Raw genomic sequence first — 25157 nt, 5'->3', positions numbered from 1 at the left:
TTGAGCTGCGCCCCTGGCCCCCGCGACCACTGAGAAGCCGGGCGCCCGGGGCGCAGCGTCATTTCATCCAAGATTTCCGAGAGGGCTCACGCTGTCATGGCGAAGATCCTGAAGTTCGACGAGGACGCCCGTCGCGCCCTCGAGCGCGGCGTCAACAAGCTCGCCGACACGGTCAAGGTGACGATCGGCCCCAAGGGCCGCAACGTCGTCATCGACAAGAAGTTCGGCGCCCCCACCATCACCAACGACGGTGTCACCATCGCCCGTGAGGTCGAGGTCGAGGACCCGTACGAGAACCTCGGCGCCCAGCTGGTGAAGGAGGTGGCGACCAAGACCAACGACATCGCTGGTGACGGTACGACCACCGCCACCGTGCTGGCCCAGGCGCTGGTCCGCGAGGGCCTGAAGAACGTCGCCGCCGGTGCCTCCCCGGCCGCCCTGAAGAAGGGCATCGACGCCGCCGTCGCCGCCGTCTCCGAGGACCTGCTGGGCTCCGCCCGGCCGATCGACGAGAAGTCCGACATCGCCGCCGTCGCCGCGCTGTCCGCCCAGGACCAGCAGGTCGGCGAGCTGATCGCCGAGGCGATGGACAAGGTCGGCAAGGACGGTGTCATCACCGTCGAGGAGTCCAACACCTTCGGTCTGGAGCTGGACTTCACCGAGGGCATGGCCTTCGACAAGGGCTACCTGTCGCCGTACTTCGTGACGGACCAGGAGCGCATGGAGGCCGTCCTCGACGAGCCGTACATCCTCATCCACCAGGGCAAGATCGCCGCGATCGCGGACCTCCTGCCGCTGCTGGAGAAGATCATCCAGGCCAACTCCTCCAAGCCGCTGCTGATCATCGCCGAGGACGTGGAGGGCGAGGCCCTGTCCACCCTCGTCGTCAACAAGATCCGCGGCACCTTCAACGCCACCGCCGTCAAGGCCCCCGGCTTCGGCGACCGCCGCAAGGCGATGCTGCAGGACATGGCGGTCCTCACCGGCGCCACGGTCATCTCCGAGGAGGTCGGCCTCAAGCTCGACCAGGTCGGCGTCGACGTCCTCGGCACCGCCCGCCGCGTCACCGTCACCAAGGACGACACCACGATCGTCGACGGTGCCGGCAACAAGGCGGACGTCGAGGGCCGGATCGCGCAGATCAAGGCCGAGATCGAGGCCACGGACTCCGACTGGGACCGCGAGAAGCTCCAGGAGCGCCTCGCCAAGCTGGCCGGCGGCGTGTGCGTGATCAAGGTCGGCGCCGCCACCGAGGTGGAGCTGAAGGAGAAGAAGCACCGTCTGGAGGACGCCATCTCCGCGACCCGCGCCGCGGTCGAGGAAGGCATCGTCTCCGGTGGTGGCTCCGCGCTCGTCCACGCCGTGAAGGTGCTCGAGGACAACCTCGGCAAGGAAGGCGACGAGGCCACCGGTGTCGCCGTCGTCCGCAAGGCCGCCGTCGAGCCGCTGCGCTGGATCGCCGAGAACGCCGGCCTGGAAGGCTATGTCATCACCTCCAAGGTCGCCGAGCTCGAGAAGGGCCAGGGCTTCAACGCCGCCACCGGCGAGTACGGCGACCTGATCAAGGCCGGCGTCATCGACCCGGTCAAGGTCACCCGCTCCGCCCTGGAGAACGCCGCCTCCATCGCCTCCCTGCTGCTGACGACCGAGACCCTGGTCGTCGAGAAGAAGGAAGAGGAGCCGGAGGCCGCGGCTGCGGGCCACGGTCACGGCCACGCGCACTGACGTCGGCCGCCACCCGGCAACAAGGGCCCGGCGTCCCCTCGGTGAGGGGGCGCCGGGCCCCGCGCGTTGCCGTGCCGTCTACCGCTCCAACTCCTCGAACGCGCCCAGTTGCGTCATCAGCCCCATCCGGTCGTACTCCCACCAGCCCTCGGCGAGCTTTCCGTCCCCGCCGCACCGGAAGATGGTCGTCCCCGTCATGGAGACCTGCTTCCCGGTGGCCGGGATCCCCAGGAAGTCGCCCTTGTGGGTGCCCTTCCAGAACCACCGCGCGCACACCCGGTCGCCCTGCGCGATGAGATCCTCGATGCTGAACTCGAAGTCGAAGGCCGCCCGCCACTCGTCCAACTCGCGCCGGACGTGGTCCATCCCGAGGACGTCCTGCTCATCCGCGGGATTGTGCTCGCGATAGTGCTCCGCCATCACGGCGTTCAGCGGCGGCAGCTCACCCTTCGTGGCGATCACCTCGAAGAACCGCCGCACGGTCGCCGCGTACAATTGCTCGTCGCGCACCACGTCCAGATCGGTGAGCGTCGGCATCTCGTCGCACAGGGCGACCAACTCCTGGAAGACCCGATCGGTCTCCGGCAGAGTGGAATTCCGCATCGCCTCCTCGTACGAGGGGAATTCCACGATCTCGATGACGTGCGACGCGTCGGACCGGTCCTTCCCGATCACACTGTGCGTCGCCGTCCGCTTCCCCTTGGTCTGCTCGACCCAGGTGTCCATCAGCCGGTTCATCTCGTCGAACCGACTGGTCTTGCAGTCGATGACCTGCACGAATGTCATGGAGCCACCTCCCGGCCCCCCTGGTCCGGTTGAACAGCTCCATTGTCCTACGGACTCCCCCCACGGAGTCCTGTCACGGACCGCTACTGCGGCCCGTACTTCCGCCCCGTCCGCGAACTGATCCCCCCGAGCAACCCCCGAGGCGCCACCTTCACCAACCCCATCAGCGCCTTGTACCGCGGATCCGGAATCGACACCGACCTCCCCCGCGCCAGATCCGACAGCGCCGCCGCCACGAGCTTGTCGGCGTCGAGCCACATCCAGCCCGGGATGTTGTCCGTCCCCATCCCGGCCCGCTCATGGAACTCCGTCCGCACGAACCCGGGGCACAGCGCCATCAACCGCACTCCGCTGCCCTCCAGATCGCGCGCCACGCCCTGGGTGAACTGCACGACCCACGCCTTCGACGCGCCGTACGTCCCGCGCGGCAGAAACGCCGCTACCGAGGCGACGTTGACGACACCGCCGCGCCCGCGCTCCCGCATCGCCTCCGTCGCCGCCGACGTCAGCCGCAGCACCGCCTCGCAGTGCACCTTGAGCATCTTCAGCTCGTCGGCCATGGAGACGTCGAGAAAGCGTCCCTTGTTGCCGAAGCCGGCGTTGTTGATCAGCAGGTCGACGGGGTTCTTGCGGTCGCCCAGCCGGGCGGCGACCGCCTCGATGCCGTCGTCCGTCGCCAGGTCCGCCGTCAGCACCTCCGCCTCGATGCCGTGCCGGTCGTGCAACTCGGTGGCCTGCTCGCCGAGCCGCTCGGTGTCCCGGGCCACCAGAACCAGGTTGTGCCCGTCAGCCGCCAGCCGCCGCGCGAACGCGGCGCCGATCCCCGCGGTCGATCCCGTAATCAGAGCCGTTGTCATGGACCAAGAGTAGTGACCCGGAGGTGAAGATTCCGTGCGCGGCGGGCGGGTGAGGACGGCTCAGGGCTCCTGCAGTGGCCACTACCCGCGACGATCCGTCAGGAAGCTTGCTGCTCCGCGTACTTGCGCGCCGCCGCCAGCGTCTCCGGATGCAGCGCCGTCCCCGCCGCGAGCAGCCGGGGCAGCAGCTCCCGCTCGGTGGTGACCGCCCGGAACTGCAGGGCGACCGTCACGTCGTGGTCAGGACGGTGGACGATCTCGACCCGATCCCCGGCACGGATCTCGCCCGGCTCGATCACCCGCAGGTACGCACCCGACGCCCCCTTCTCCGTGAACCGCTTCACCCACCGCTTCTCGCCCAGGTGCCCCTGGAAGGTGCGGCACGGGATCCGCCCGCTGGAGACCTCCAGCACCACCCCGGCACCGATGCGCCAGCGCTCGCCGATCAGCGCGCCGGACACGTCGAGGCCCTCGGTCGTGAGGTTCTCGCCGAACGACCCGTTGGCGAGCGGTCGCCCGAGCTCGCGCTCCCAGTCGTCCAGGTCCTCGCGCGCCACCGCGTACACGGCCTGGTCGTTGCCCCCGTGGTGCTCTCTCTTGCACACCGCATCCCCGGCCAGCCCGCTCCCGCCGATGCCCTTGGGGCCGGGCGCCGCCACCCGCACCGGCCCCTCCACAGGCTGCTTGTCGATGCCGGTCACGCCCTCCGGATTGTCCGTGTACGGCACGGCCTTCGGACGGCCCAGGTTGACTGAGAGAAGCTTCATGAGCGCACGGTAGGCGGCCCGCCGTCAAAGAGTCGACCCAATATTCGGCGTCGTATCAAAGCCTCGCTTATCCTCGAAGTGTGATCGAGGCCCGTCATCTGCGCGTCCTGCGCGCCGTCGCCACCACCGGCTCCTTCTCGGCGGCGGGGCGCGAACTGGGCTGCACCCAGCCCGCCGTCAGTCAGCAGATGAAGGCCCTGGAGGCATCCGTCGGCACGCCGCTGCTGGTCCGCAGCGGCCGCGAGATGCGCCTCACCCAGGCCGGCGAGGCGCTCGTACGGCATGCCTCGGGCATCCTCGCCGGGCTCACCGCGGCCGAGGAGGAGGTCGCCGCGATCGCCGGACTGCGCGCCGGGCGGGTCCGGCTCGTCTCCTTCCCCAGCGGCAGCTCCGCCCTCGTCCCCAGCGCCCTCGCTGCGCTGCGCGCCGCGCACCCCGGCACCCGCGTCTCCCTGGAGGAGGCCGAGCCGCCGAAGTCCGTCGAGCTGCTGCGCGAGGGCGACTGCGACATCGCGCTCGCCTTCCGCTATGAGGAGGGGTGGCGCGAAGCGCCTCCTTGGAAGGGCGGCGGCGGGAGACGGGAGGGAGCGGCGGGCGCCGAGGAGTGGGACGACCTGGTGGTACGGCCGCTGCTGACCGACCGGCTGGTGGGGCTGGTGCCCGAACGGCACCGGCTCGCGCGCGCGGAGTCCGTCGCCATCGGCGAACTCGCCGAGGAACCGTGGATCGCGGGCTGCCCCCGCTGTCGCGGTCAGCTGATCGAGGTGTGCGAGGGGGCGGGCTTCACCCCCCGGATCGACTTCGCCACCGACGACTATCCGGCGGTTGTCGGCCTGGTCGGCGCGGGTCTGGGGGTCGCGGTGCTGCCCCAGCTCGCGATCGAGTCGGTACGGCCGCGAGGGGCGCGTGCGGTGACGCTGGAGCCGGCGGTACGGCGGGAGATCGTCGCCCTCACGCTGCCCGACCTGGCTCAGGTGCCGGCGGTGGTGGCGACGCTGGACGAGTTGACGCGCGCGGCGGCGCGCTGAGCCCCCTGGGCATACGTCGGGTCAAAGGTGTGGGCGCGTGTGCGCGGGTCCTCCTGCAGAAACGTTCCTTCAGATGTTCAGTTGCTCGTGGCGGTGCTTCCGTCGGCCGTCGACGCCGACACCAGCCGGTGCCGTGCCCGCCCCATGAGCTCCTCGCGCTCGTCCTCGGTCAATCCGCCCCACACGCCGTACGGCTCGCGTACCGCCAGCGCATGCGCCGCGCACTCCGCGCGGACCGGGCACCTCATGCAGACCTCTTTGGCCGAGTTCTCGCGAGCGCTCCGAGCCGCCCCGCGCTCGCCCTCCGGATGGAAGAAGAGCGAGCTGTCCACCCCGCGACAGGCAGCCAGGAGCTGCCAGTCCCACAGGTCCGCGTTCGGTCCGGGAAGGCGGGAGAAATCTGCCATTGCGTGACCCCTTGTAGCCGTTCTGGGTGGATACGGTGCCCACGACCGTACAACTACGATCTAAGGAGATGAAAATATGACTCATTGCGAATCTAGCCTCAGACACCAGTGAATGGGAAGAAATAGGGCTAAATGGGGCATGGTTGTGATGAAACGTTGAGGGTCCACTGCGCGCGCCTGCCGCGTGTCCGCACCCTCACGTAGAGTGCCGAAGACGGCACACAGCCCCGTAACTCTTTCGAGTGACCGTCGTTGAGAGTGCGGAGGCGGTTGAAAACACAAGCGCTCGGGCAGGCGTCCGAGACGGTCGACCGCACAGGTGACGATTTCGTACCAGCCTGGAGGCTCAAGGTGACGCGCATCAGCTGCGGAGGGCGGCCATGACTTCCGTCCTCGTCTGCGACGACTCCCCGCTTGCCCGAGAGGCGCTCCGCCGCGCGGTCGCGACCGTGCCCGGCGTCGAGCGTGTGACGACGGCGGCCAACGGCGAGGAAGTCCTCCGCCGCTGGGGTGCCGACCGCTCGGACCTCATTCTCATGGATGTACGCATGCCCGGACTGGGCGGCGTCGAGACCGTGCGGCGGCTGCTGTCCGCCGACCCCGGTGCGCGCATCATCATGCTCACCGTCGCCGAGGACCTGGACGGCGTGGCCCTCGCGGTCGCCGCCGGCGCCCGCGGCTACCTGCACAAGGACGCCTCGCGCGCCGAGCTGCGCGCCACCGTCACGCAGGCCCTCGCCGACCCCACCTGGCGGCTCGCCCCGCGTCGGCTGCGCTCCGCCGAGATGGGCGCCGCGCCCACGCTCACCGCGCGCGAGATCCAGGTGCTCGAAGGCATGAGCCACGGCCGCTCCAACGCCGAGATCGGCCGCGAGCTGTTCCTCTCCGAGGACACCGTCAAGACCCACGCCCGACGCCTCTTCAAGAAGCTCGGCGCCTCGGACCGGGCACATGCGGTGGCGCTTGGGTTCCGGTGGGGTCTGGTGCGGTAGCGCTCCGCTGGGCAGGCGGTTACAGGGCTGCGGGTCGTAGTCGTGGGCTGCGGGCCTCTGCGGGGTGCGGGTCCGTTGTGGCTGGTCGCTCCCCTGCTCTCGGCTTCGCTCGAGCGGGGGGACCCCCATCGCGGCGGAGCCGCAGGTCGATACAGCCCCGCGTCCCTGGCGCCCGTTGTGGGGCGCGGTGGCGAAGCGTCGGTGCGGTAGCGCGGTCGGTGCCCGCTGCTCGTTTCGGCGCGGATGCCGCATCCTTGGAGGTGTGGAGTTCCTCGGGGACGAGTCGGTCGAGCGGAAGGGGAGGGCGCAGGGGATGAGTTCCGGCGCACCTGCTCATAACGCTTCGGTGCACAACAACGGAGGCAGTGCCGCGGAGTATCCGGCCGCAGGGCACCATGGACCGATGCGTGACGACGAGGCGGCCACTGCCCAAGGGGCGATCGGTGCGCTCGTCCACCGCGCGGTCGACGGGGACGAGCAGGCCACGCACGACCTGCTCGCCCATGTCCACCCACTGGCGCTGCGCTACTGCCGCACCCGGCTGTCGCGCCTCCCGGGTGATGCGCGCCACTTCGTCGAGGACCTGGCCCAGGAGGTCTGTGTGGCCGTCCTCCTCGCCCTGCCGCGCTACCGGGACACCGGGCGCCCCTTCGAGGCCTTTGTCTTCGCCATCGCCGCCCACAAGGTCGCCGACCTGCAGCGGGCCGCGATGCGGCACCCCGGCTCGACGGCGGTCCCGTCCGACGAGATGCCGGAGCGTCCGGACGACTCGCTGGGCCCGGAGGAGCGGGCGCTGCTCAGCAGCGACGCCGAGTGGGCCAAGAAACTGCTGGCCAACCTCCCGGAGAACCAGCGTGAACTGCTGCTGCTCCGCATCGCCGTGGGTCTCACGGCGGAGGAGACTGGACAGATGTTGGGAATGTCACCCGGAGCGGTCCGGGTGGCCCAGCACAGGGCGCTGAGCAGGCTGAGGGCCCTGGCCGAGCAGTGAAGCCGGCCACGGATGAACAGGCTTCTGCTCGGTTCCGTACGAACATACGAAGCCCGCGGCGGCCCAGAACCGTGGAATGAGAGAGCCATGCTTCCCGTTAGCATGGACATCCGCACCGATCAAGGCCATTTGGGGAAGGTGTCATGACTGCCAACGTCGACGGAGTGCCCGGGAAATTCGCGACACTCGGGCTGACCTACGACGACGTGCTGCTGCTGCCGGGCCCGTCGGACATGGCACCCGACGAGATCGACACCGCCTCGTACGTCTCCAAGAACGTGCGGGTCAACATCCCGCTCCTGTCCGCCGCCATGGACAAGGTCACCGAGTCGCGCATGGCGATCGCGATGGCCCGCCAGGGCGGCGTCGGTGTGCTGCACCGCAACCTGTCCATCGAGGACCAGGCCAACCAGGTCGACCTGGTCAAGCGCTCCGAGTCCGGGATGGTCACCGACCCGATCACCATCAACCCGGACGCCACGCTCGCCGAGGCCGACGCGATCTGCGGCAAGTTCCGGATCAGCGGCGTCCCGGTCACCGACCCGGCCGGCAAGCTGCTCGGCATAGTCACCAACCGCGACATGGCCTTCGAGACCGACCGTTCCCGCCGGGTGCGCGAGGTCATGACGCCGATGCCGCTGGTCACCGGCAAGGTCGGCATCTCCGGCGTCGACGCCATGGAGCTGCTGCGCCGGCACAAGATCGAGAAGCTGCCGCTGGTCGACGACGCAGGTGTCCTCAAGGGCCTGATCACGGTCAAGGACTTCGTCAAGGCCGAGAAGTACCCGAACGCCGCCAAGGACGCCGAGGGCCGTCTCCTCGTCGGCGCGGCGGTCGGTGTCGCGGGCGACGCCTTCGAGCGCGCCCAGGCCCTGATCGAGGCGGGCGTCGACTTCATCGTCGTCGACACCGCGCACGGCCACTCCCGGCTGGTCGGCGACATGGTCGCCAAGATCAAGTCGAACTCGTCCGGCGTCGATGTCATCGGCGGCAACGTCGCCACCCGCGACGGCGCCCAGGCGCTGATCGACTCCGGTGTGGACGGCATCAAGGTCGGTGTCGGCCCCGGCTCCATCTGCACCACCCGCGTGGTCGCCGGCGTGGGCGTCCCGCAGGTCACGGCCATCTACGAGGCCGCGCTCGCCGCCAAGGACGCCGGCGTTCCGGTGATCGGCGACGGTGGTCTGCAGTACTCCGGCGACATCGCCAAGGCCCTGGTCGCGGGCGCCGACACGGTGATGCTGGGCTCGCTGCTCGCGGGCTGCGAGGAGTCGCCGGGCGAGCTGATGTTCATCAACGGCAAGCAGTTCAAGTCGTACCGCGGCATGGGGTCGCTCGGCGCCATGCAGACCCGCGGCGACCGCAAGTCGTTCTCCAAGGACCGCTACTTCCAGGAGGGCGTCGCCTCCGACGAGCAGCTGGTCCCCGAGGGCATCGAGGGCCAGGTGCCCTACCGCGGCCCGCTGTCCTCCGTCGTCCACCAGCTGGTGGGCGGTCTGCGCCAGTCGATGTTCTACGTCGGCGGCAGGGACGTGCGCGCCCTGCAGGAGCGGGGCCGGTTCGTCCGGATCACCTCGGCGGGCCTGAAGGAGAGCCACCCGCACGACATCCAGATGACCGTCGAGGCGCCGAACTACAGCCGTAAGTGAGACGCACGCGCGCGTGAAGCACATTCGAGGGCGGCTCCGGATGCTCCGGGGCCGCCCTTGGCGTACCCGTCGGGGATACTGGAAGGCGCTGCAACGCATCAGGGAAAGGCCTCACAAGTGACTGAGATCGAGATCGGGCGCGGCAAGCGCGGCCGCCGGGCGTACGCCTTCGACGACATTGCCGTCGTCCCCAGCCGCCGTACGCGGGACCCGAAGGAGGTCTCGATCGCCTGGCAGATCGACGCCTACCGCTTCGAGCTGCCCTTCCTGGCAGCCCCCATGGACTCGGTCGTCTCGCCGGCCGCGGCGATCCGCATCGGCGAGCTCGGTGGCCTCGGCGTGCTGAACCTCGAAGGCCTGTGGACGCGGTACGAGGACCCGCAGCCGCTGCTCGACGAGATCGTCGGCCTGCCGGTCGAGGCCGCGACGCGTCGCCTGCAGGAGATCTACGCCGCTCCCATCAAGGAGGAGCTGATCGGGCAGCGCATCAAGGAGGTGCGCGACTCCGGCGTGGTCACCGCCGCCGCGCTCTCCCCGCAGCGCACGGCCCAGTTCTCCAAGGCCGTGGTGGACGCGGGCGTGGACATCTTCGTCATCCGCGGTACGACGGTCTCCGCGGAGCACGTCTCGTCCTCGCACGAGCCGCTGAACCTGAAGCAGTTCATCTACGAGCTCGACGTCCCGGTGATCGTCGGCGGCTGTGCCACCTACACCGCGGCCCTGCACCTCATGCGCACCGGCGCGGCCGGCGTCCTGGTCGGCTTCGGCGGCGGCGCCGCGCACACCACGCGCAACGTCCTGGGCATCCAGGTGCCGATGGCCACCGCGGTGGCCGACGTGGCGGCGGCCCGCCGGGACTACATGGACGAATCCGGCGGGCGGTACGTGCACGTGATCGCGGACGGCGGCGTCGGCTGGTCCGGCGACCTGCCCAAGGCGATCGCCTGCGGCGCCGACGCGGTGATGATGGGCTCCCCCCTGGCGCGCGCGACGGACGGGCCGGGCAAGGGCCACCACTGGGGCATGGAGGCCGTCAACGAGGAGCTGCCGCGCGGCAAGAAGGTCGACCTCGGCACGGTCGGCACGATCGAGGAGATCCTCACGGGCCCGTCCCACACGCCCGACGGCTCGATGAACTTCTTCGGCGCGCTCCGGCGGGCCATGGCCACGACCGGGTACAGCGAGCTGAAGGAGTTCCAGCGGGTCGAGGTGACGGTGGCCGATTCGCAGCATCGACGGTAGGGCCTACGGCTGGGAAGGGCCGGTCATCCCGGGTGGGGTGACCGGCCCTTTTGCGTGCCCAAGGGTTCCTGCCACCCCACGTGCTCCCTTCACAACCGATGCGCTGCCCCCGTGGGTGTGGCCCCCCGCGTGTCCAGCAGTAGCTGGGCCTTCACCGACAGGCCCTGGAGGTCGTACGTGCGGTGGTTCTGGAGCAGGATCGTGAGGTCGGCGTCGGCGGCGGCCTCGTAGAGGGAGTCCGCGCGGGGGACCGGGCGGTCGAGGACGCTCCAGGACGGGATGTGCGGGTCGTGGTAGCTGACGGCGGCGCCGAGCTCCATCAGGCGGATCGCGATCTCCTGCGCCGGGGTGCCCTGCTGGTCGGCGAGGTCGGGCTTGTAGGTGACGCCGAGCAGCAGTACGCGCGCGCCGCGCGCCGATTTGCCGTGCTCGTTGAGGAGGGTGGCGGCGCGCTGGACGACGTAACGGGGCATCCGGCTGTTGACCTGCTGGGCCAGCTCCACCATGCGCAGCCCGCGGCCCGAGCGGACGGTCAGGTCCTGCGGGACGGCGTGGCCGCCGACGCCGGGGCCGGGGCGGAAGGCCTGGAAGCCGAACGGCTTGGTCTCCGCGCAGCGGATGACGTCCCACAGGTCGACGCCCAGGTCGTGGCACAGGACGGCCATCTCGTTGACCAGGGCGATGTTGACGTGCCGGTAGTTGGTCTCCAGGAGCTGCACGGTCTCGGCTTCGCGGAGTCCACGCGCGCGTACCACCTTGTCGGTGAGCCGGCCGTAGAAGGTGGCGGCCGACTCCGTGCAGGCCGGGGTGAGGCCGCCGATGACCTTCGGGGTGCCGGCCGGGGTGAAGTCGCGGTTGCCGGGGTCGACCCGACTGGGCGAGTAGGCGAGGTGGAAGTCACGGCCCGCGCGCAGGCCCGAGCCCTCCTCGAGGAGCGGACGCAGGAATTCCTCCGTCGTCCCCGGGGATACGGGCGACTCCAGGATGACCGTGGTGTGCGGGCGCAGCCGTGTTGCCAGGATGTGGGCGGCCATCTCCACCTGGCTCAGGTCGAGCCCGCCGTCCGCGTTCCTGGGCGCCGGTGCGCAGATGACCGCGGTGCGCACCCGGCCGAGCTCGGCCGGTCCCGCGGCGTGCCGGAAGCCCCCCGAGAGCATCCGGCGCAGTTCGGCGGGGCTGAGCGAGCCGGGCTCGGGGCCGGTCTTGTAGCCGACGGTGGAGATGCCGGCGGCGACGGCGGCCTGGGCCAGCGGCAGGCCGAGCGGGCCGAGTCCGATGACGGCGAGATCTGCGGGCATGGCGTGGGCCGTCCTTCCCAGTGACCGAAGCGGGACAGGTGCGCAACCCCTGTGGACAGTTCAGGACGCAGCGCAATGTCACACTAGGAGTAAATATGACCGATTTGCGGGATTGATCGGGCGCGTTTCCGCGAGTGTTGTCCACAGGCTGGGGGCGCGTGGTGGCTGAAGTCGGGCAACCCGGTCAGAATCTGGGCATGGGGATACGGGTCGGGCGATCAGCGGGAGGCAGTGGTGAGGACAGGGACACTGGGGCCGGCGCAGCGCGCCGAGTCCCTTGCGGCAATGGCCGAGCGGGAACTGGACGTGCTGGTCGTGGGCGGTGGCGTGGTCGGCGCGGGCACCGCGCTGGACGCCGTGACACGCGGGCTGTCCACGGGCCTGGTCGAGGCGCGTGACTGGGCGTCGGGCACGTCGAGCAGGTCCAGCAAACTGATCCACGGCGGCCTGCGCTATCTGGAGATGCTCGACTTCGCGCTCGTCCGGGAGGCGTTGAAGGAGCGCGGGCTGCTGCTGGAGCGGCTCGCCCCGCATCTGGTGAAGCCGGTGCCGTTTCTGTATCCCCTTCAGTACAAGGGCTGGGAGCGGCTGTACGCCGGGTCGGGCGTCCTGCTCTACGACGCGATGTCCATGGCCCGCGGTCACGGCCGGGGCCTGCCCGTGCACCGGCATCTGAGCCGCGGTCACGCCCTGCGCGTGGCGCCCGCACTGAAGAAGGAGGCGCTGGTCGGGGCGTTGCAGTACTACGACGCTCAGATGGACGACGCCCGTTACGTCGCCACACTCGTGCGTACGGCGGCGTCGTACGGCGCGAAAGTCGCCAACCGTGCGCGCGTGACCGGATTTCTGCGCGAGGGCGAGCGCGTCGTCGGCGCCCGGGTGCAGGACGTCGAGGCGGGCGGGGAGTACGAGGTCCGAGCCAAGCAGATCGTCAATGCCACCGGCGTATGGACCGACGACACGCAGGCGATGGTGGGGGAGCGGGGGCAGTTCCACGTCCGGGCGTCCAAGGGCATCCACCTGGTCGTGCCCAAGGACCGGATCCACTCCACCACCGGGCTGATCCTGCGTACCGAGAAGTCCGTGCTGTTCGTCATCCCCTGGGGCCGGCACTGGATCATCGGCACCACCGACACCGACTGGGACCTCGACAAGGCGCACCCGGCCGCGTCCAGCGCCGACATCGACTATCTGCTGGAGCGTGTGAACTCGGTGCTGGCGGTGCCGCTCACGCGCGACGACGTCGAGGGCGTGTACGCGGGACTCCGGCCGCTGCTCGCCGGCGAGTCGGAGGCCACCAGCAAGCTGTCCCGCGAGCACACCGTGGCGCACCCCGTGCCAGGGCTGGTCGTGGTGGCGGGCGGCAAGTACACGACGTACCGGGTGATGGCCAAGGACGCGGTGGACGCGGCCGTGCACGGGCTCGACCTGCGGGTCGCCGAGTGCGTCACCGAGGACGTCCCGCTGCTCGGCGCCGAGGGGTACCGGGCTCTGTGGAACGCGCGGGCCCGGATCGCCGCGCGCACCGGACTCCATGTGGTGCGCGTCGAGCACCTGCTGAACCGGTACGGGTCGCTGGCCGAGGAGGTGCTCGAGCTCATCGCCGCCGACTCCTCGCTGGGCGAGCCCCTGCACGCAGCGGACGACTATCTGCGCGCCGAGGTCGTGTACGCCGCCTCGCACGAGGGCGCACGGCACCTGGACGACGTACTGACCCGGCGCACCCGTATCTCCATCGAGACCTTCGACCGGGGCACTCGCAGCGCCCGTGAGGCCGCCGAGCTGATGGCGCCGGTGCTCGGCTGGGACAAGGACCACATCGAGCGGGAGATCGAGCACTACAACAAGCGGGTGGAGGCGGAGCGGGAGTCGCAGCGCCAGCCGGACGACCTGACGGCGGACGCGGCGCGGCTGGGGGCGCCGGACATCGTGCCGCTCTAGCCGCTTCTCGCCGGGGTCGCTCAGAGGGGGGCGGGATGCCGGCGGTCAGGGAGAGGAGGGCGGTGAGCGCACGTCCGGACAGCCGTGTGCGGGGCAGTGGCGGCGCGCGGGCACCCTGGGCGTCGGGCACTTGTCGGGTGAGGGACAATGGAGGCTCTGTCAGGGCGGGTTGCATGAGGGGACGCATGTCGGAGGCGGAGCGGGCGGGGACATCCCGTCAGGACACTCGTCAGGACAAGAGCGAGCGTCTTCTCGCGGGGCGGTACCGGCTGGGAGAAGTACTGGGCCGCGGCGGCATGGGCACGGTGTGGCGCGCCGAGGACGAGACGCTCGGCCGGACGGTCGCCGTCAAGGAGCTGCGGTTCCCGTCGAACATCGACGAGGAGGAGAAGCGCCGGCTGATCACGCGCACGCTGCGCGAGGCCAAGGCCATTGCGCGGATCCGCAACAACAGCGCGGTGACGGTCTTCGACGTGGTCGAGGAGGACGACCGGCCGTGGATCGTGATGGAACTCGTCGAGGGCAAGTCCCTTGCCGAGGCCATCCGCGAGGACGGCCTCCTCGAACCGAAGCGTGCCGCCGAGGTCGGCCTCGCCATCCTCGACGTACTGCGCTCGGCGCACCGCGAGGGCATCCTGCACCGCGACGTGAAGCCGTCGAACGTACTGATCGCCGACGACGGCCGGGTCGTGCTCACCGACTTCGGTATCGCCCAGGTCGAGGGCGACCCGTCCATCACCTCCACCGGCATGCTCGTCGGCGCCCCCTCCTACATCTCGCCCGAGCGCGCCCGCGGACACAAGCCCGGCCCGGCCGCCGACCTGTGGTCGCTCGGCGGTCTGTTGTATGCGGCGGTCGAAGGCGTGCCGCCGTACGACAAGGGCTCCGCGATCGCGACCCTCACCGCGGTGATGACCGAGCCGCTGGAGGAGCCGAAGAACGCCGGACCCCTCAAGGACGTCATCCACGGACTGCTCACCAAGGACCCCGCTGAGCGGCTCGACGACGCGGGTGCCCGCGCGATGCTCAACGCGGTCATCCACGCGCCCGAGCCGAAGACGGCTGAGCCGGCCGACGCGACGAAGGTCGTCCCGCTGCCCCCGCAGCCGCCCGCGACGCAGGGGAGTTCGGCGGGGGCCGGTAGTAAGGAGGCGGCTGATCGGCTGCGCGGGGCGTTGCGCTCGGCGCGCAAGGCCGCGGCCGCGGCGGGTGCGGCCACCTCGGCCCGTACGAAGACCACGAGCTCCGCATCGGCGGAGGCCGGCGCGCCCGTGACTGCCTCCCCGTCGCCGTCGTCCGACGCCGGTGAGCAGGCGACGAAGGGCGCACAGGGCAAGCAGGCCGCGAACGCCGGTTCCGGCGGCCGGAGTTCGGGGTGGCCCGTGATGACGCCGCCCGACCTGCCGCCACGGCCCGCGCCCAGGGCACCGCTCACCGACGTGGTGCCCCGGCGGACGCTGGTCATCATCGCGGTGGCCGTGCTGGTCGTCGTGCTCGGCATCGTGCTGGCCGTCTCGCTCGGCGGGGACGACGAGGGGGCCGACGGGTCCGGCAGCGCTGGCAACAAGGCCGTCGCCGGGGCGAGCAGAAGCGCCGACACCAAGACGGACGACGGCGGCGGGGTCCGTACGGACCCGGAGGCGGCGCAGTCGGCGACGGCGGGCGCCACACCGGACAACACGCCGGGCGCAAGCGGTGGTGCGGGCGCCGAAGGGGACGAAGGCTCGGACGACGCCTCCGACTCCTCCGACGGTACTTCGGCGGTGTCGACGTACCAGGGCGGCCAGGGCTACTCCATCGGGTTGCCCAAGGGATGGAAGTACCAGTCGTCGGACGGGGCCGGGGACCGGTTCACCGGGCCGAACGGTCAGAAGCTGCTCGTCGCCTGGACCTCCACACCGCAGGACGACCCCGTCGCGGACTGGAAGAACCAGGAGCGCTACATGACGCGCTCGCAGTACGACCGGATCCGCATCGAGAAGGTGGACTACCGCGACTGGAACACGGCCGACTGGGAGTTCACCTATGTCGACGGGGGAACGAAGTACCGGACGATCGACCGCGGGTTCGTGGTGAACGACCATCAGGGCTACGCACTGATGTACACGGCGAAGGCCGCGGCATGGGACGGCGAACTGCGCCGGACCACATGGCGGACGCTGACGAAGACCTTTGAACCGAAGAAGTGATCGGGGCGGCATGCGGGTTGGGGATGTGAGATCTCCCGTCCGCTCTGTGCGGGTTGCCTCCGGCACGTATCGTGAGTGCTTGCGAACCGTACGCATCCGGAACGGGACGCCAGACGAACGGAATTGACCAGCCGGGCGGCCGGGGGAGGCAATGTGGACGACTATGCGGGCCGGGTGCTCGCCGACCGCTACCGCCTGCCGCTGCCGCCGTCCGATGAGTACGAACTCACCGAGACCCGGGCTTTCGACACCTACAGCGGGCAGGAAGTCCTGGTCAGGCAGGTGCCGTTGCCGGAGGTCGTCGAGGCGGAGGTGCTCGACGCGGAGGGACTGCCGGAGGGTTTCACGGCACGGGACCGCGGGGCGCGGCGAGGGCCGGCGGCGCGTACGGGGGCTCGGCGGCCGACTGATCCGGCGGTTCGGCGGGCGGTGCAGGCCGCGCAGGCGGCGGCCCGGATCCCCGACCATCCGCGGCTCGACCAGGTCTTCGACGTGTTCGCCGAGGGCGGTTCGCTGTGGATCGTCAGCGAGTTGGTGGCGGCCCGGCCGCTGGCGGCTCTGCTGGCGGAGCAGCCGTTGACGCCTTACCGGGCGGCCGAGGTCGCGTCCGATGTGCTGATGGCGCTTCGGGTGCTGCATGCGCATGGCTGGGTCCACCGGAACATCACCGCCCGCACGATCCTCGTCTGCGACGACGGCCGCGTCATGCTGACCGGCCTGGCGGTCGGGGCGGCGGAGGAGGCGCTGTGCGGGTACGACCCCGTGCCGGCGTGGATGTACGACGGGGGTGACGGCGACGGGGGAGTTCCTGGGGGCGGTGCGTCCGGGGACTCCCGCAGGGCCACTGGGGCCGGTGGCGGAGGCGGTGTCGATGGTTCCGGCGGCTTCGGTGGCGGGGACCCCGAGGGCGCCCGGCGTGCCGCCATCGAGGCGCGGGCGGCCGGGGGGCTGCCGGTGCCGGGTGCGGACGGGGCCCACGGGGCCGGGGGCTCGGCCGCGTTGGCCCGCAGGGCGCAGGAGACCGGCGGGGACATCCGGGCCGCACGAGCCGGGGCGATCGCCGCTTATCGCGCGGGGGCGCGGGCGGCAGCCCAGGTCCAGGAGACGCAGCAGAGCGGGCGGGCGGCGTTGCCCGGGGCGCGTCCGGCGTCCGAGGGTGGCGTGGCGCAGTCGCCGTACCCCTCCGGTCCAGCCGTGCAGCAGAACCGGTCGGCGCTGCCCGGCGCGCGGTCCGAGAGCGGCGCGGTGGAGTCGCCGTACGCCTCCGGACCCGGCCCGCAGCGCACGCCTGACGGCACGCCGCCCGGCCAGATCGCCGACCCCTACGGCGTACGCGCCACGCCCTGGCACGGCGCCGCACCCCGCGGTGCGGCCGGCGCCAACGGGCACACGCAGGTCGGGCCGGTCCCAGGTCAGGAAACCCAGCCGGCTCGTACCGCTCTCCCGCCCGGAGGGCCCGCCGCGGATACCCCGTCGCCCAGCCGTTGGGACGACCTCGTTGCCGGGACGCCCGCTCCGCGGCGGGGGCCGGCCACCGCGCTGGCCGCCGAACGGGCGCGGCAGGCGCGGATGGCCGTGGTCGGGCCGGTGACGGAGCGGTGGGCGCCGGAGCAGGCGGGGCCGGTGCACGAGAACTGGCAGTTGGCGCCGCCCATCGGACCCGCGACCGACCTGTGGGCGCTCGGAGCGCTGCTCTTCAGGGCCGTACAGGGGCATGCGCCGTACCCGGAGGAGTCGACGGCCGAGCTGGTGCAGATGGTGTGTGCCGAGCCCCCGGCGTTCGCGGAGGAGTGCGGACCGCTGCGGCCGGTCGTGGAGTCGCTGCTGCGCCAGGACCCCACCGAGCGCCTCGACTTCGAGGAACTGCGCGGCTGGCTGCGCTCGCTGGTGCGCTCCGCGCCCGAGCCGGAGGCCGGCGTGCATGTCGTGGCCGCGCCGCCGCCCGACGCGAGCCGGCTTCCGATCGTGCGCCGCAAGGGCGAGCTGGTGCGTCGGCGGCGCGCCGGGCTGCCCGCGCCGCACGGGCGGCACAAGCGGGACAGGCCGAAGGCCCGCTCGCCGCGCAGCCTGGGCCGTACCCTGCTTCTGCTGGTGCTGCTCGCGCTGGCCGGCGCGATCGCGTACGCCATGCTGTTCATGCCGAAGGCCGACGAGACCGGCAGCGGTGCGGACGGCGCCGACCGCACCGGAGCCGCCGGCCAGGTCGACCAGGCGCCCGCACAGACGCCGGACGCGAGCAGTGAGCCACGGCCCGACCAGAACGCCTCCGACGGTCCCACGGAGTCGGCCGGCTCCACCGACACCGAGACCCAGACCGACACCCCCGACGTCGCCGACGGCTTCACGCTGCGTACGGACCCGGAGGGCTTCCGCGTCGCCGTCGCCGAGGGCTGGCAGCGCACCCCGGAGAACGGCAGCGGCCAGGTCGTATACGGCAAGGGCGACTTCGAGCTGATCGTCGTGGCGGGCCGGGACGGCGCGGACGAGTACGGCAGCGATCCGATGACGTACCAGCGCGAGCGGGAGCCGGAGTTGCGGCCGTACCGTGAGTCGAGCTGGGCCACCTCCACCGGCCTGAAGACCATCGAGGTGGGCGGGCGGACCATGGCCGAGGGGCAGTTCACCTGGACCGACGAGGACGGGCGCGAGCTGTTCGTGCGCAACCTCGCGATCCTGGTCGACGACCGCTACCACGTGGTGCAGATCCGCGGCCCGGAGGCCGAACGGGACGAGGTGACACGGCTCTTCGAGCAGGCGGCGGCGACCTACCGGTCCACCGGCTGAGCGGCGCGCGTCATACGCGGTTCGCACCGCGGTTCCCTCCCGTCCCCGAAAGCGACAACCGTCACAGTGCTGTCTCCTTGAGGCCCCCGGTGGTTCCCCGTTCGCGGACCGGTCCTTACGCTGACCCTGTCAAGAACATTGCGGGGAAACGTGAATCAGATGCAGGGCCTGCTCCTCGGGGGCCGCTACCGGCTCACCGACGCCATCGGCAGCGGTGGCATGGGCCGGGTGTGGCGCGCGCACGACGAGGTGCTGCACCGGGTCGTCGCGATCAAGGAGTTGACCGCCGCGCACTTCGTCTCCGAGAGCGACCAGGAGCGGCTCCTCGCCCGCACCCGGGCGGAGGCGCGCGCGGCGGCGCGGATCAACCACTCCGCGGTCGTCACCGTGCACGACGTGCTCGATCACGACGCCCGGCCGTGGATCGTGATGGAGCTGGTCGAGGGCCGCTCACTCGCCGACGCGGTCAAGCAGGACGGCCGCGTCGAGCCGACCGAGGCCGCCCGGATCGGCCTGTGGGTACTGCGCGCCCTGCGCGCCGCGCACTCCGCCGGCGTCCTGCACCGCGACGTCAAGCCCGGCAACGTCCTCATCGGCGACGACGGCCGCGTCCTGCTCACCGACTTCGGCATCGCCCAGATCGAGGGCGACAGCACCATCACGCGTACGGGCGAGGTCGTCGGATCCGTCGACTACCTCGCCCCCGAACGCGTCCGCGGGCACGATCCAGGACCCGCCGCAGACCTGTGGGCGCTCGGCGCGACGCTGTACACGGCGGTGGAGGGCAAGTCGCCGTTCCGCCGCACCTCGCCGTTGGGCACCATGCAGGCCGTCGTGGAGGAGCAGCCCGCCGAACCCCGGTACGCCGGCCCGCTCGGGCCCGTCATCACCGCACTCCTGCGCAAGGAACCGGCCGCACGGCCCGCCTCGGCCGAGGTCGAGCGGCTGCTCGCCGAGGTGGCCGAGGGACGGCGACCGCAGGTGACGGAGGTGTACGAGCCGACGGCCCGGCACACGGACACCCGCCCGATCGGCCAGGACACGCAGGTCCACTCCGGGCCGACCGCCCTTGCCCCGGCCCCTGCTCCGGCCGGACGGCGCCGACTGCGCACCCTGGCCCTCGTGGTCGCCCTCGCGGCCCTGGTCGGCGGGGCCGCCGCGGTGGGACTGCAGAAATGGGACGAGGGCCGGAGCCAGAACCGCGCCACCACCTCACCGACGAGCGCACACCCCAGCTCGAGCCCCAGCCCGAGCCCGAAGGAGTCCGTCTCCGCGAGCTGGGAGCGGGTCGAGGACCCGGTGGGTTTCGGTCTCTCCGTGCCTGGCAAGGACTGGACGCGGAAGGTGTACGGCGTCGACGGCGACCTCACACAGATCGACTACACGCCGGACGGCGGCATCCACTTCATCCGCATCGCCGTCGACACCTCCCCGGACTTCGACGACCCGTACGAGCACCAGCGCGATCTGGAGCCGCAGCTCCAGGGGCTGGCCGACTACGAGCGGGTGACGATGGAGGAGAACGTCTACCGGGACCGCAAGGGCGCCCTGTGGGAGTACACCTGGACCGCGCTGGAGAGCGACCCCGGGGTCCACGTGGGCCCGCGGCGGGCGATCGACCAGATGTACATCGCCCGGGACGGCGTCGAGTACGCGATCTACATGTCCGGGCCGGCGGAGGACTGGAAGACGATCCGCCAACAGTTCGACGCGGTGCTGCGGGGATGGCGGCCGATACCGTCCTGATGCCCTGACAGGCTCTGCCCGGTTCCGACTGCCGGGGTCGCTTGTCGGCCAACCCCGCCGCCGCGTCCCGGAGGGGCCGCCTCCGGCGGGGCATGATGGGGCGCATGGGCAGTGAGGGGGAGGGCGGGCGGATCGTCGCGGGCCGCTACCGGCTTCACACGAGGCTGGGACGCGGTGGTATGAGCGTCGTCTGGCAGGCCACCGACCAACTGCTCGGCCGGCAGGTGGCCGTCAAGGAGATCGACCAGGACGACTCCCGCTCGGCCGCCGAGGCCCGGTCCCGGCGCGAGGGCACACTGCGCGAGGCGCGGGCCCTTGCCCAGCTGCGCCATCCGCACGTCATCGTCGTCCATGACGTCGTCGAGGACGACGAACGCCCCTACATCGTCATGGAGTTGATCGACGGCGGCTCCCTCGCCGACCGCATCGCCGGACACGGCCCGGTCGACGCCTACGAGGCAGCCCGGATCGGCATCGCCCTGCTCGGCGCCCTGCGCGCCGTCCACGCGGCCGGCGTCCTGCACCGCGACCTCAAACCGGCGAACGTCCTCATCGAGTCCGGCACCGGCCGGGTCGTCCTCACCGACTTCGGCGTCGCCCACGTCGAGGGCGCCAGCACCCTCACCGAGGCCGGCTCCTTCGTGGGCTCGCCCGAATACACCGCGCCCGAGCGGATCTCGGGGTCCGGCACCGGGCCGGCCTCCGATCTGTGGTCGCTCGGCGTGCTGCTGTGCACGGCGGTCAGCGGCAGCTCGCCGTTCCACCGCGACTCGTTGGGCGGCATCCTGCACGCCGTCCTGTCCGACGAGATCCGGCCGCCCGCGCAGACGGGCTCGCTCCTGCCCGTCGTACAAGGACTGCTGGAGCGCGATCCGCAGCGACGGCTGGACGCGGCGCAGGCGGAGCGGATGCTGCGGGCCTTCCGGGAGACCGGCCGTACGCCGTCGGTACCGTCCCGTGCCCAACGCTCCTCGCGGGACAGGCTGGTGACGGCGCTGCTGGTGGCCGCGATGGCGGCGGCGGGGTTGTCCGCGGCGGCGCTGCTGCTGAGCGGGGGCGGTGACGGCGGGGGCGGTACGCCGGTGAGTCCGACGCCGAGTACGTCCGTGAGTACGCCGGGGACAACGCCGTCGCCGTCCCTGTCTCCCAGCGCCTAGAGCAGGCAACAGGACGCATAATTAGGAGATAAGCGACGACCTGGGTCACGGGTCTGTGACCGCAGTGGATGCAGAAGCGCTTGCCGCGATATGCATGGACGCATGAGCAACAACGGGGGAGCCCACCACGGGGCCGACGAGCCAACGAGTTTCGGTCTGCAACCGCCGGGTCAGCCCGCTGCGGTACCGCATCCGAACAACCCGTACGCGGCGCCCACGCAGGTCGTCCCGCAACACCAGTCCGCGCCCCAGCCCGCTGCGCCGCAGCCCGCGCCCCAGGCCCCGCAGGACCCCGGCGCCGGGCGGCTCATCGCCGGCCGCTACCGGCTGCTCGCCAAGCTCGGGCACGGCGGCATGGGCACGGTGTGGCGCGCCAAGGACGAGACGGTGGACCGTGAGGTCGCGGTCAAGGAACCGCGGGTTCCGGACCACCTTCCCGAGCGCGAACGCGCCAACGCCTTCGAGCGGATGCGCCGCGAGGCCCGCGCCGCGGCCCGGCTCGACCACCCGTCGGTCGTGAACGTGCACGACGTCGCCGTCGTGGACGGCCAGCCGTGGATCGTGATGGAGCTGGTGCAGGGCCGTTCCCTCGGCGCCGCCCTGCAGGAGGGCACCCTGTCCGCCCGCGAGGCGGCCAAGGTCGGCCTGGAGGTGCTCGGCGCGCTGGAGGCGGCGCACGCGGCCGGCATCCTGCACCGCGACGTCAAGCCGGACAACGTCCTCCTCGGCCGCCACGACCGCGTCGTCCTCACCGACTTCGGCATCGCGCAGATCGAGGGCGAGACGAACCTGACCGACACCGGCGGCTTCGTCGGCTCGCCCGAGTACATCGCGCCGGAGCGGGTCCTCGGCCAGCGCCCGGGACCGGCTTCGGACCTCTGGTCGCTCGGAGTGGTGCTGTACGCGGCCACCGAGGGCGTGTCCCCCTTCCGCCGCAGCAACACCCCGGCCACCCTCCAGTCCGTCCTCAACGCCACGCCCGCACCGCCCGCTTCGGCCTCCGGCCCGCTCGCCGACGCCATCAACGGCCTGCTCCAGAAGGACCCGGCACACCGCCCGAACGCCGCCCAGGTCCGCGCCCTGCTGGAGGCGGCCGCCAATCCGCCGGCCCCGGCGCCCGTGCCCACGCAGGTCGTGACGGTCGCCGCGAGCGACGGCGGCAAGGGCGGGATCCGGCTCGGGCGGAAGGCGCTGTACGGCCTCGGTGCGGCGGTCGTCGCGGCGGCGGTGGCGGCGTATCTGGTGACCGCCGATCCGTTTGCGGGGCCGTTGCCCGAAGGGTGGACGAACCGCGCCCACCCGAAACTGGGCGTGACGCTGAGTGTTCCCACGAACTACCAGCCGAGCAAGCCCGATGCCGACGACACCGACAAGAACTGGGTCACGTACTCCGACTGGAGCGGCAGCATCTGGGTCGGGCTGACCCTCGACAAGAAGTCCGAGGACACCGGCGGCCAGATCGCCGACCGCGCGGCGGCCGAAATGTACGACGACGACGCCGATTTCAAGGAGAGCGGCGACTACAACCTGGGGATGGAGAAGCCGAAGAGCACGAAGCCCGAGGAGACGACGTACAAGGACAAGAAGGCCGCCCAGAACACGATCGTCTACACCACCAACGACACCCAGAACCCCCGCCCCCGCGAGCTGCAGATCTTCTACTACAAGACCTCTGCCGGCGACATGTACAAGCTCACCATCAGCTACCCGGGCAAGGGCGACTTCACCGAGCGAGGCCGCGAGGTGGCGAAGGCGGCGATCGCGAACCTGGACATCCACAAGCTCTGACCCACGTCGACAAGAAGGCGCCCCGCACGGTAGGCATGGGACATGAGTGACGGCGGCGAACACCAGCGCGACGGTCGGGTGATCGGTGGGCGCTATCGGCTGATCGAGCGCGTCGGCTCCGGCGGTATGGGCACCGTGTGGCGGGCCCACGACGAACTCGTCGAGCGGGAAGTCGCCGTCAAGCAGCCCCGGTTGCCGGGCGACCCGGAGGGCGAGGGCCACCGGCGGGCCGCCCACCGGCTGCACCGCGAGGCCCGGGCCGCCGCGCGCGTCGACCATCCGTCCGCCGTCTCCATCCACGACGTCGTCGAGGAGGACGGAATCCCCTGGATCGTCATGGAGTTGATCCGGGGCGAGTCCCTCCACGAGGTCCTCGGGCGCGGCCCGCTCCCGCCCGCCGAGTCCGCCCGTATCGGCCTCGCCGTCCTCGGCGCCCTGCGCGCCGCACACGCCGTCGGCATCGTGCACCGCGACGTCAAGCCCGCCAACGTGCTGCTCGGGCAGCACGGCCGGGTCGTCCTCACCGACTTCGGCATCGCCCACGTCCAGGGCGAGGAATCCCTCACCATGAGCGGCGAGTTCGTGGGCTCGCTGGAGTTCATCGCGCCCGAGCGGATGTCGGGCCGGGGTGCCGGACCGGCCTCCGACCTGTGGTCCCTGGGCGTACTGCTGTACGCCGCCGTCGAGGGCTGGTCCCCGTTCCGCCGTACGGCCCTGGAGTCGACGCTCGCCGCGATCCTCGCCGCCGACCCGCCCGAACCCCAGCACGCCGGGCCGCTCGGGCCGCTGATCGTACGGCTGCTGGCGAAGGACCCCGAGCGGCGGCCGGATGCGGACGAGGTCGCCGTGGGTCTGGAGGCGGTGGCCAAGGGGTGGCCGGGGGTGCCCGGCGGTGACGTGGGGGAGGCTCAGGAAGCCGCGGATCTGGAGGGGTTCGCGGACGATGCGGGGACGGTCCGACTGGGGGTCATGGGTACACCGGATGAACCCCGAACGGACCGGGCACCCGAATCCGGGCCTGAGGCCGACACTGAACCGGAGCCCGAACCCACCCCCGCACCACAAACCACCCCAACCCCCCACCCCAGGCCCCGCCCCACCCTCCGCCGTCCCGCCCCCGCCGCCCTGCTCGGCGCTCTCCTCGTCGGCGGAATATGGCTCGGCATATCGTCCTTCACCGAGGTCGAGGGCAAGGGAGCCAGGGAGCAGACGGCCACGCTGACCCAGGCCCCGACCGCCTCCGAAACCACTCCCACGCCCACTCCCAGCCCCACACAGGACCCTTGGACCCCGCACCGCGAGAAGGACATGGACGCGGTCCTCTCCCTCCCGAGCCGCTACAAGGAGTACGTCCGTGAGGGCGGCCCGGACGACCAGCCGCGGCTCGTGGCGTACGAGGCCGGCCCGGTCGACGTCCGCCTCACCCAGTGGGACAAGGCGCCGCGCTCCGCGATGGAGCAGGCGCGGGAGGCGCACGCCACCTGGGCCCTCTACGACCCGGACGCGCGCACGCAGTACACCCGGACCAGCTTCCACGACAGCGATGCGGTCATCGCCGATACCACCTACGAGTCCAACGGCATCAGGACCCGGGTCATGGAGCTGATGATCCTCACCGACGACAGCCGGATGTACGAGCTCCGCGTCGACATGCCCAAGGGCACGGCCGACGAGAAGAAGGGCACCGCCGTGTTCAAGGGAGCGCGCGATCGCCTGGAGATCGGCGGGAACTGACGCTCGAGATCGACAGTCACCGACGTCTTGCTGATCAACCCCGCTCAACGCCCTGATCAGCGCATTCGTTGCCAGT

General features: G+C 71.3%; 18 protein-coding genes. 13 read left to right on the top strand and 5 right to left on the bottom strand.

Annotation, left to right across the window (positions count from 1 at the left end; genetic code table 11):
- Positions 1–96: 96 nt before the first annotated feature.
- A complete protein-coding gene (gene groL / locus ACFVJQ_RS04860; protein WP_385780951.1) occupies positions 97–1725 on the top strand; it encodes a chaperonin GroEL in 1629 nt (542 codons plus the stop codon).
- A gap of 78 nt (positions 1726–1803) precedes the next feature.
- Here groL and ACFVJQ_RS04855 read toward each other — a convergent pair whose 3' ends face one another.
- From ACFVJQ_RS04855 to ACFVJQ_RS04845, 3 genes are all read right to left on the bottom strand, one after another.
- On the bottom strand, positions 1804–2511 hold the full coding sequence (locus ACFVJQ_RS04855; protein ID WP_385512597.1) for an ester cyclase: 708 nt from the start codon (positions 2509–2511) through the stop codon (positions 1804–1806).
- Between the two features lie 83 nt (positions 2512–2594).
- Positions 2595–3368 carry an SDR family NAD(P)-dependent oxidoreductase gene (locus ACFVJQ_RS04850; protein ID WP_385512598.1) on the bottom strand — a complete coding sequence of 258 codons (774 nt, stop codon included), beginning with the start codon at positions 3366–3368 and terminating at the stop codon, positions 2595–2597.
- Positions 3369–3466: 98 nt separating this feature from the next.
- Complete coding sequence (locus ACFVJQ_RS04845) at positions 3467–4135, bottom strand: MOSC domain-containing protein (protein WP_385512599.1); 669 nt, start codon at positions 4133–4135, stop codon at positions 3467–3469.
- 80 nt (positions 4136–4215) lie between these two features.
- On the opposite strand from ACFVJQ_RS04845, the gene ACFVJQ_RS04840 reads away from it, so the two are divergent.
- Positions 4216–5163 carry a LysR substrate-binding domain-containing protein gene (locus ACFVJQ_RS04840; RefSeq protein ID WP_385512600.1) on the top strand — a complete coding sequence of 316 codons (948 nt, stop codon included), beginning with the start codon at positions 4216–4218 and terminating at the stop codon, positions 5161–5163.
- 77 nt (positions 5164–5240) lie between these two features.
- On the opposite strand, the gene ACFVJQ_RS04835 is transcribed toward ACFVJQ_RS04840, so the two are convergent.
- Positions 5241–5570 carry a WhiB family transcriptional regulator gene (locus ACFVJQ_RS04835; RefSeq protein ID WP_129799231.1) on the bottom strand — a complete coding sequence of 110 codons (330 nt, stop codon included), beginning with the start codon at positions 5568–5570 and terminating at the stop codon, positions 5241–5243.
- A 380-nt stretch (positions 5571–5950) separates the two neighbouring features.
- Between ACFVJQ_RS04835 and ACFVJQ_RS04830 the strand changes: the two genes are divergently transcribed.
- The 4 genes from ACFVJQ_RS04830 (at position 5951) to ACFVJQ_RS04815 (ending at position 10444) form a co-directional block, all read left to right on the top strand.
- Positions 5951–6562 carry a response regulator transcription factor gene (locus ACFVJQ_RS04830; RefSeq protein WP_003948568.1) on the top strand — a complete coding sequence of 204 codons (612 nt, stop codon included), beginning with the start codon at positions 5951–5953 and terminating at the stop codon, positions 6560–6562.
- Positions 6563–6965: 403 nt separating this feature from the next.
- Positions 6966–7553, top strand: a complete 588-nt coding sequence (locus ACFVJQ_RS04825) for a sigma-70 family RNA polymerase sigma factor (RefSeq protein WP_196460273.1) — start codon at positions 6966–6968, stop codon at positions 7551–7553.
- Positions 7554–7696: 143 nt separating this feature from the next.
- Positions 7697–9202: an IMP dehydrogenase gene (gene guaB, locus ACFVJQ_RS04820; protein WP_385512601.1), complete on the top strand. Its 1506-nt coding sequence runs from the start codon at positions 7697–7699 to the stop codon at positions 9200–9202.
- A gap of 117 nt (positions 9203–9319) precedes the next feature.
- Positions 9320–10444: a GuaB3 family IMP dehydrogenase-related protein gene (locus ACFVJQ_RS04815; RefSeq protein ID WP_129799228.1), complete on the top strand. Its 1125-nt coding sequence runs from the start codon at positions 9320–9322 to the stop codon at positions 10442–10444.
- 89 nt (positions 10445–10533) lie between these two features.
- Here ACFVJQ_RS04815 and ACFVJQ_RS04810 read toward each other — a convergent pair whose 3' ends face one another.
- On the bottom strand, positions 10534–11742 hold the full coding sequence (locus ACFVJQ_RS04810) for a nucleotide sugar dehydrogenase (RefSeq protein ID WP_385512602.1): 1209 nt from the start codon (positions 11740–11742) through the stop codon (positions 10534–10536).
- Between the two features lie 234 nt (positions 11743–11976).
- Between ACFVJQ_RS04810 and ACFVJQ_RS04805 the strand changes: the two genes are divergently transcribed.
- The 7 genes from ACFVJQ_RS04805 to ACFVJQ_RS04775 all read left to right on the top strand — a co-directional run bounded on the left by ACFVJQ_RS04805 (position 11977) and on the right by ACFVJQ_RS04775 (position 25081).
- A complete protein-coding gene (locus ACFVJQ_RS04805; RefSeq protein ID WP_385512603.1) occupies positions 11977–13683 on the top strand; it encodes a glycerol-3-phosphate dehydrogenase/oxidase in 1707 nt (568 codons plus the stop codon).
- Positions 13684–13868: 185 nt separating this feature from the next.
- A complete protein-coding gene (locus ACFVJQ_RS04800; RefSeq protein ID WP_385780943.1) occupies positions 13869–15872 on the top strand; it encodes a serine/threonine-protein kinase in 2004 nt (667 codons plus the stop codon).
- Between the two features lie 153 nt (positions 15873–16025).
- Complete coding sequence (locus ACFVJQ_RS04795; RefSeq protein WP_385512604.1) at positions 16026–18656, top strand: protein kinase; 2631 nt, start codon at positions 16026–16028, stop codon at positions 18654–18656.
- A gap of 159 nt (positions 18657–18815) precedes the next feature.
- Positions 18816–20402 (top strand): serine/threonine-protein kinase, encoded by a 1587-nt coding sequence (locus ACFVJQ_RS04790; RefSeq protein WP_385781027.1) that lies wholly within the window; start codon positions 18816–18818, stop codon positions 20400–20402.
- A 104-nt stretch (positions 20403–20506) separates the two neighbouring features.
- Positions 20507–21559, top strand: coding sequence for a serine/threonine-protein kinase (locus ACFVJQ_RS04785; protein WP_385780940.1), 1053 nt, complete (start codon positions 20507–20509; stop codon positions 21557–21559).
- Between the two features lie 102 nt (positions 21560–21661).
- Positions 21662–23347 (top strand): serine/threonine-protein kinase, encoded by a 1686-nt coding sequence (locus tag ACFVJQ_RS04780; RefSeq protein ID WP_385780937.1) that lies wholly within the window; start codon positions 21662–21664, stop codon positions 23345–23347.
- Between the two features lie 42 nt (positions 23348–23389).
- Entirely contained in the window at positions 23390–25081 is a 1692-nt protein-coding gene (locus ACFVJQ_RS04775; RefSeq protein ID WP_385512607.1) for a serine/threonine-protein kinase, read from the top strand.
- The last annotated feature ends 76 nt before the right edge of the window (positions 25082–25157 follow it).

It is taken from the genome of Streptomyces sp. NPDC127197 (assembly GCF_042672405.1).
In the GTDB taxonomy this organism is placed as follows: domain Bacteria; phylum Actinomycetota; class Actinomycetes; order Streptomycetales; family Streptomycetaceae; genus Streptomyces; species Streptomyces flavusporus.
This window is presented reverse-complemented; position numbering and strand designations above follow the sequence as displayed.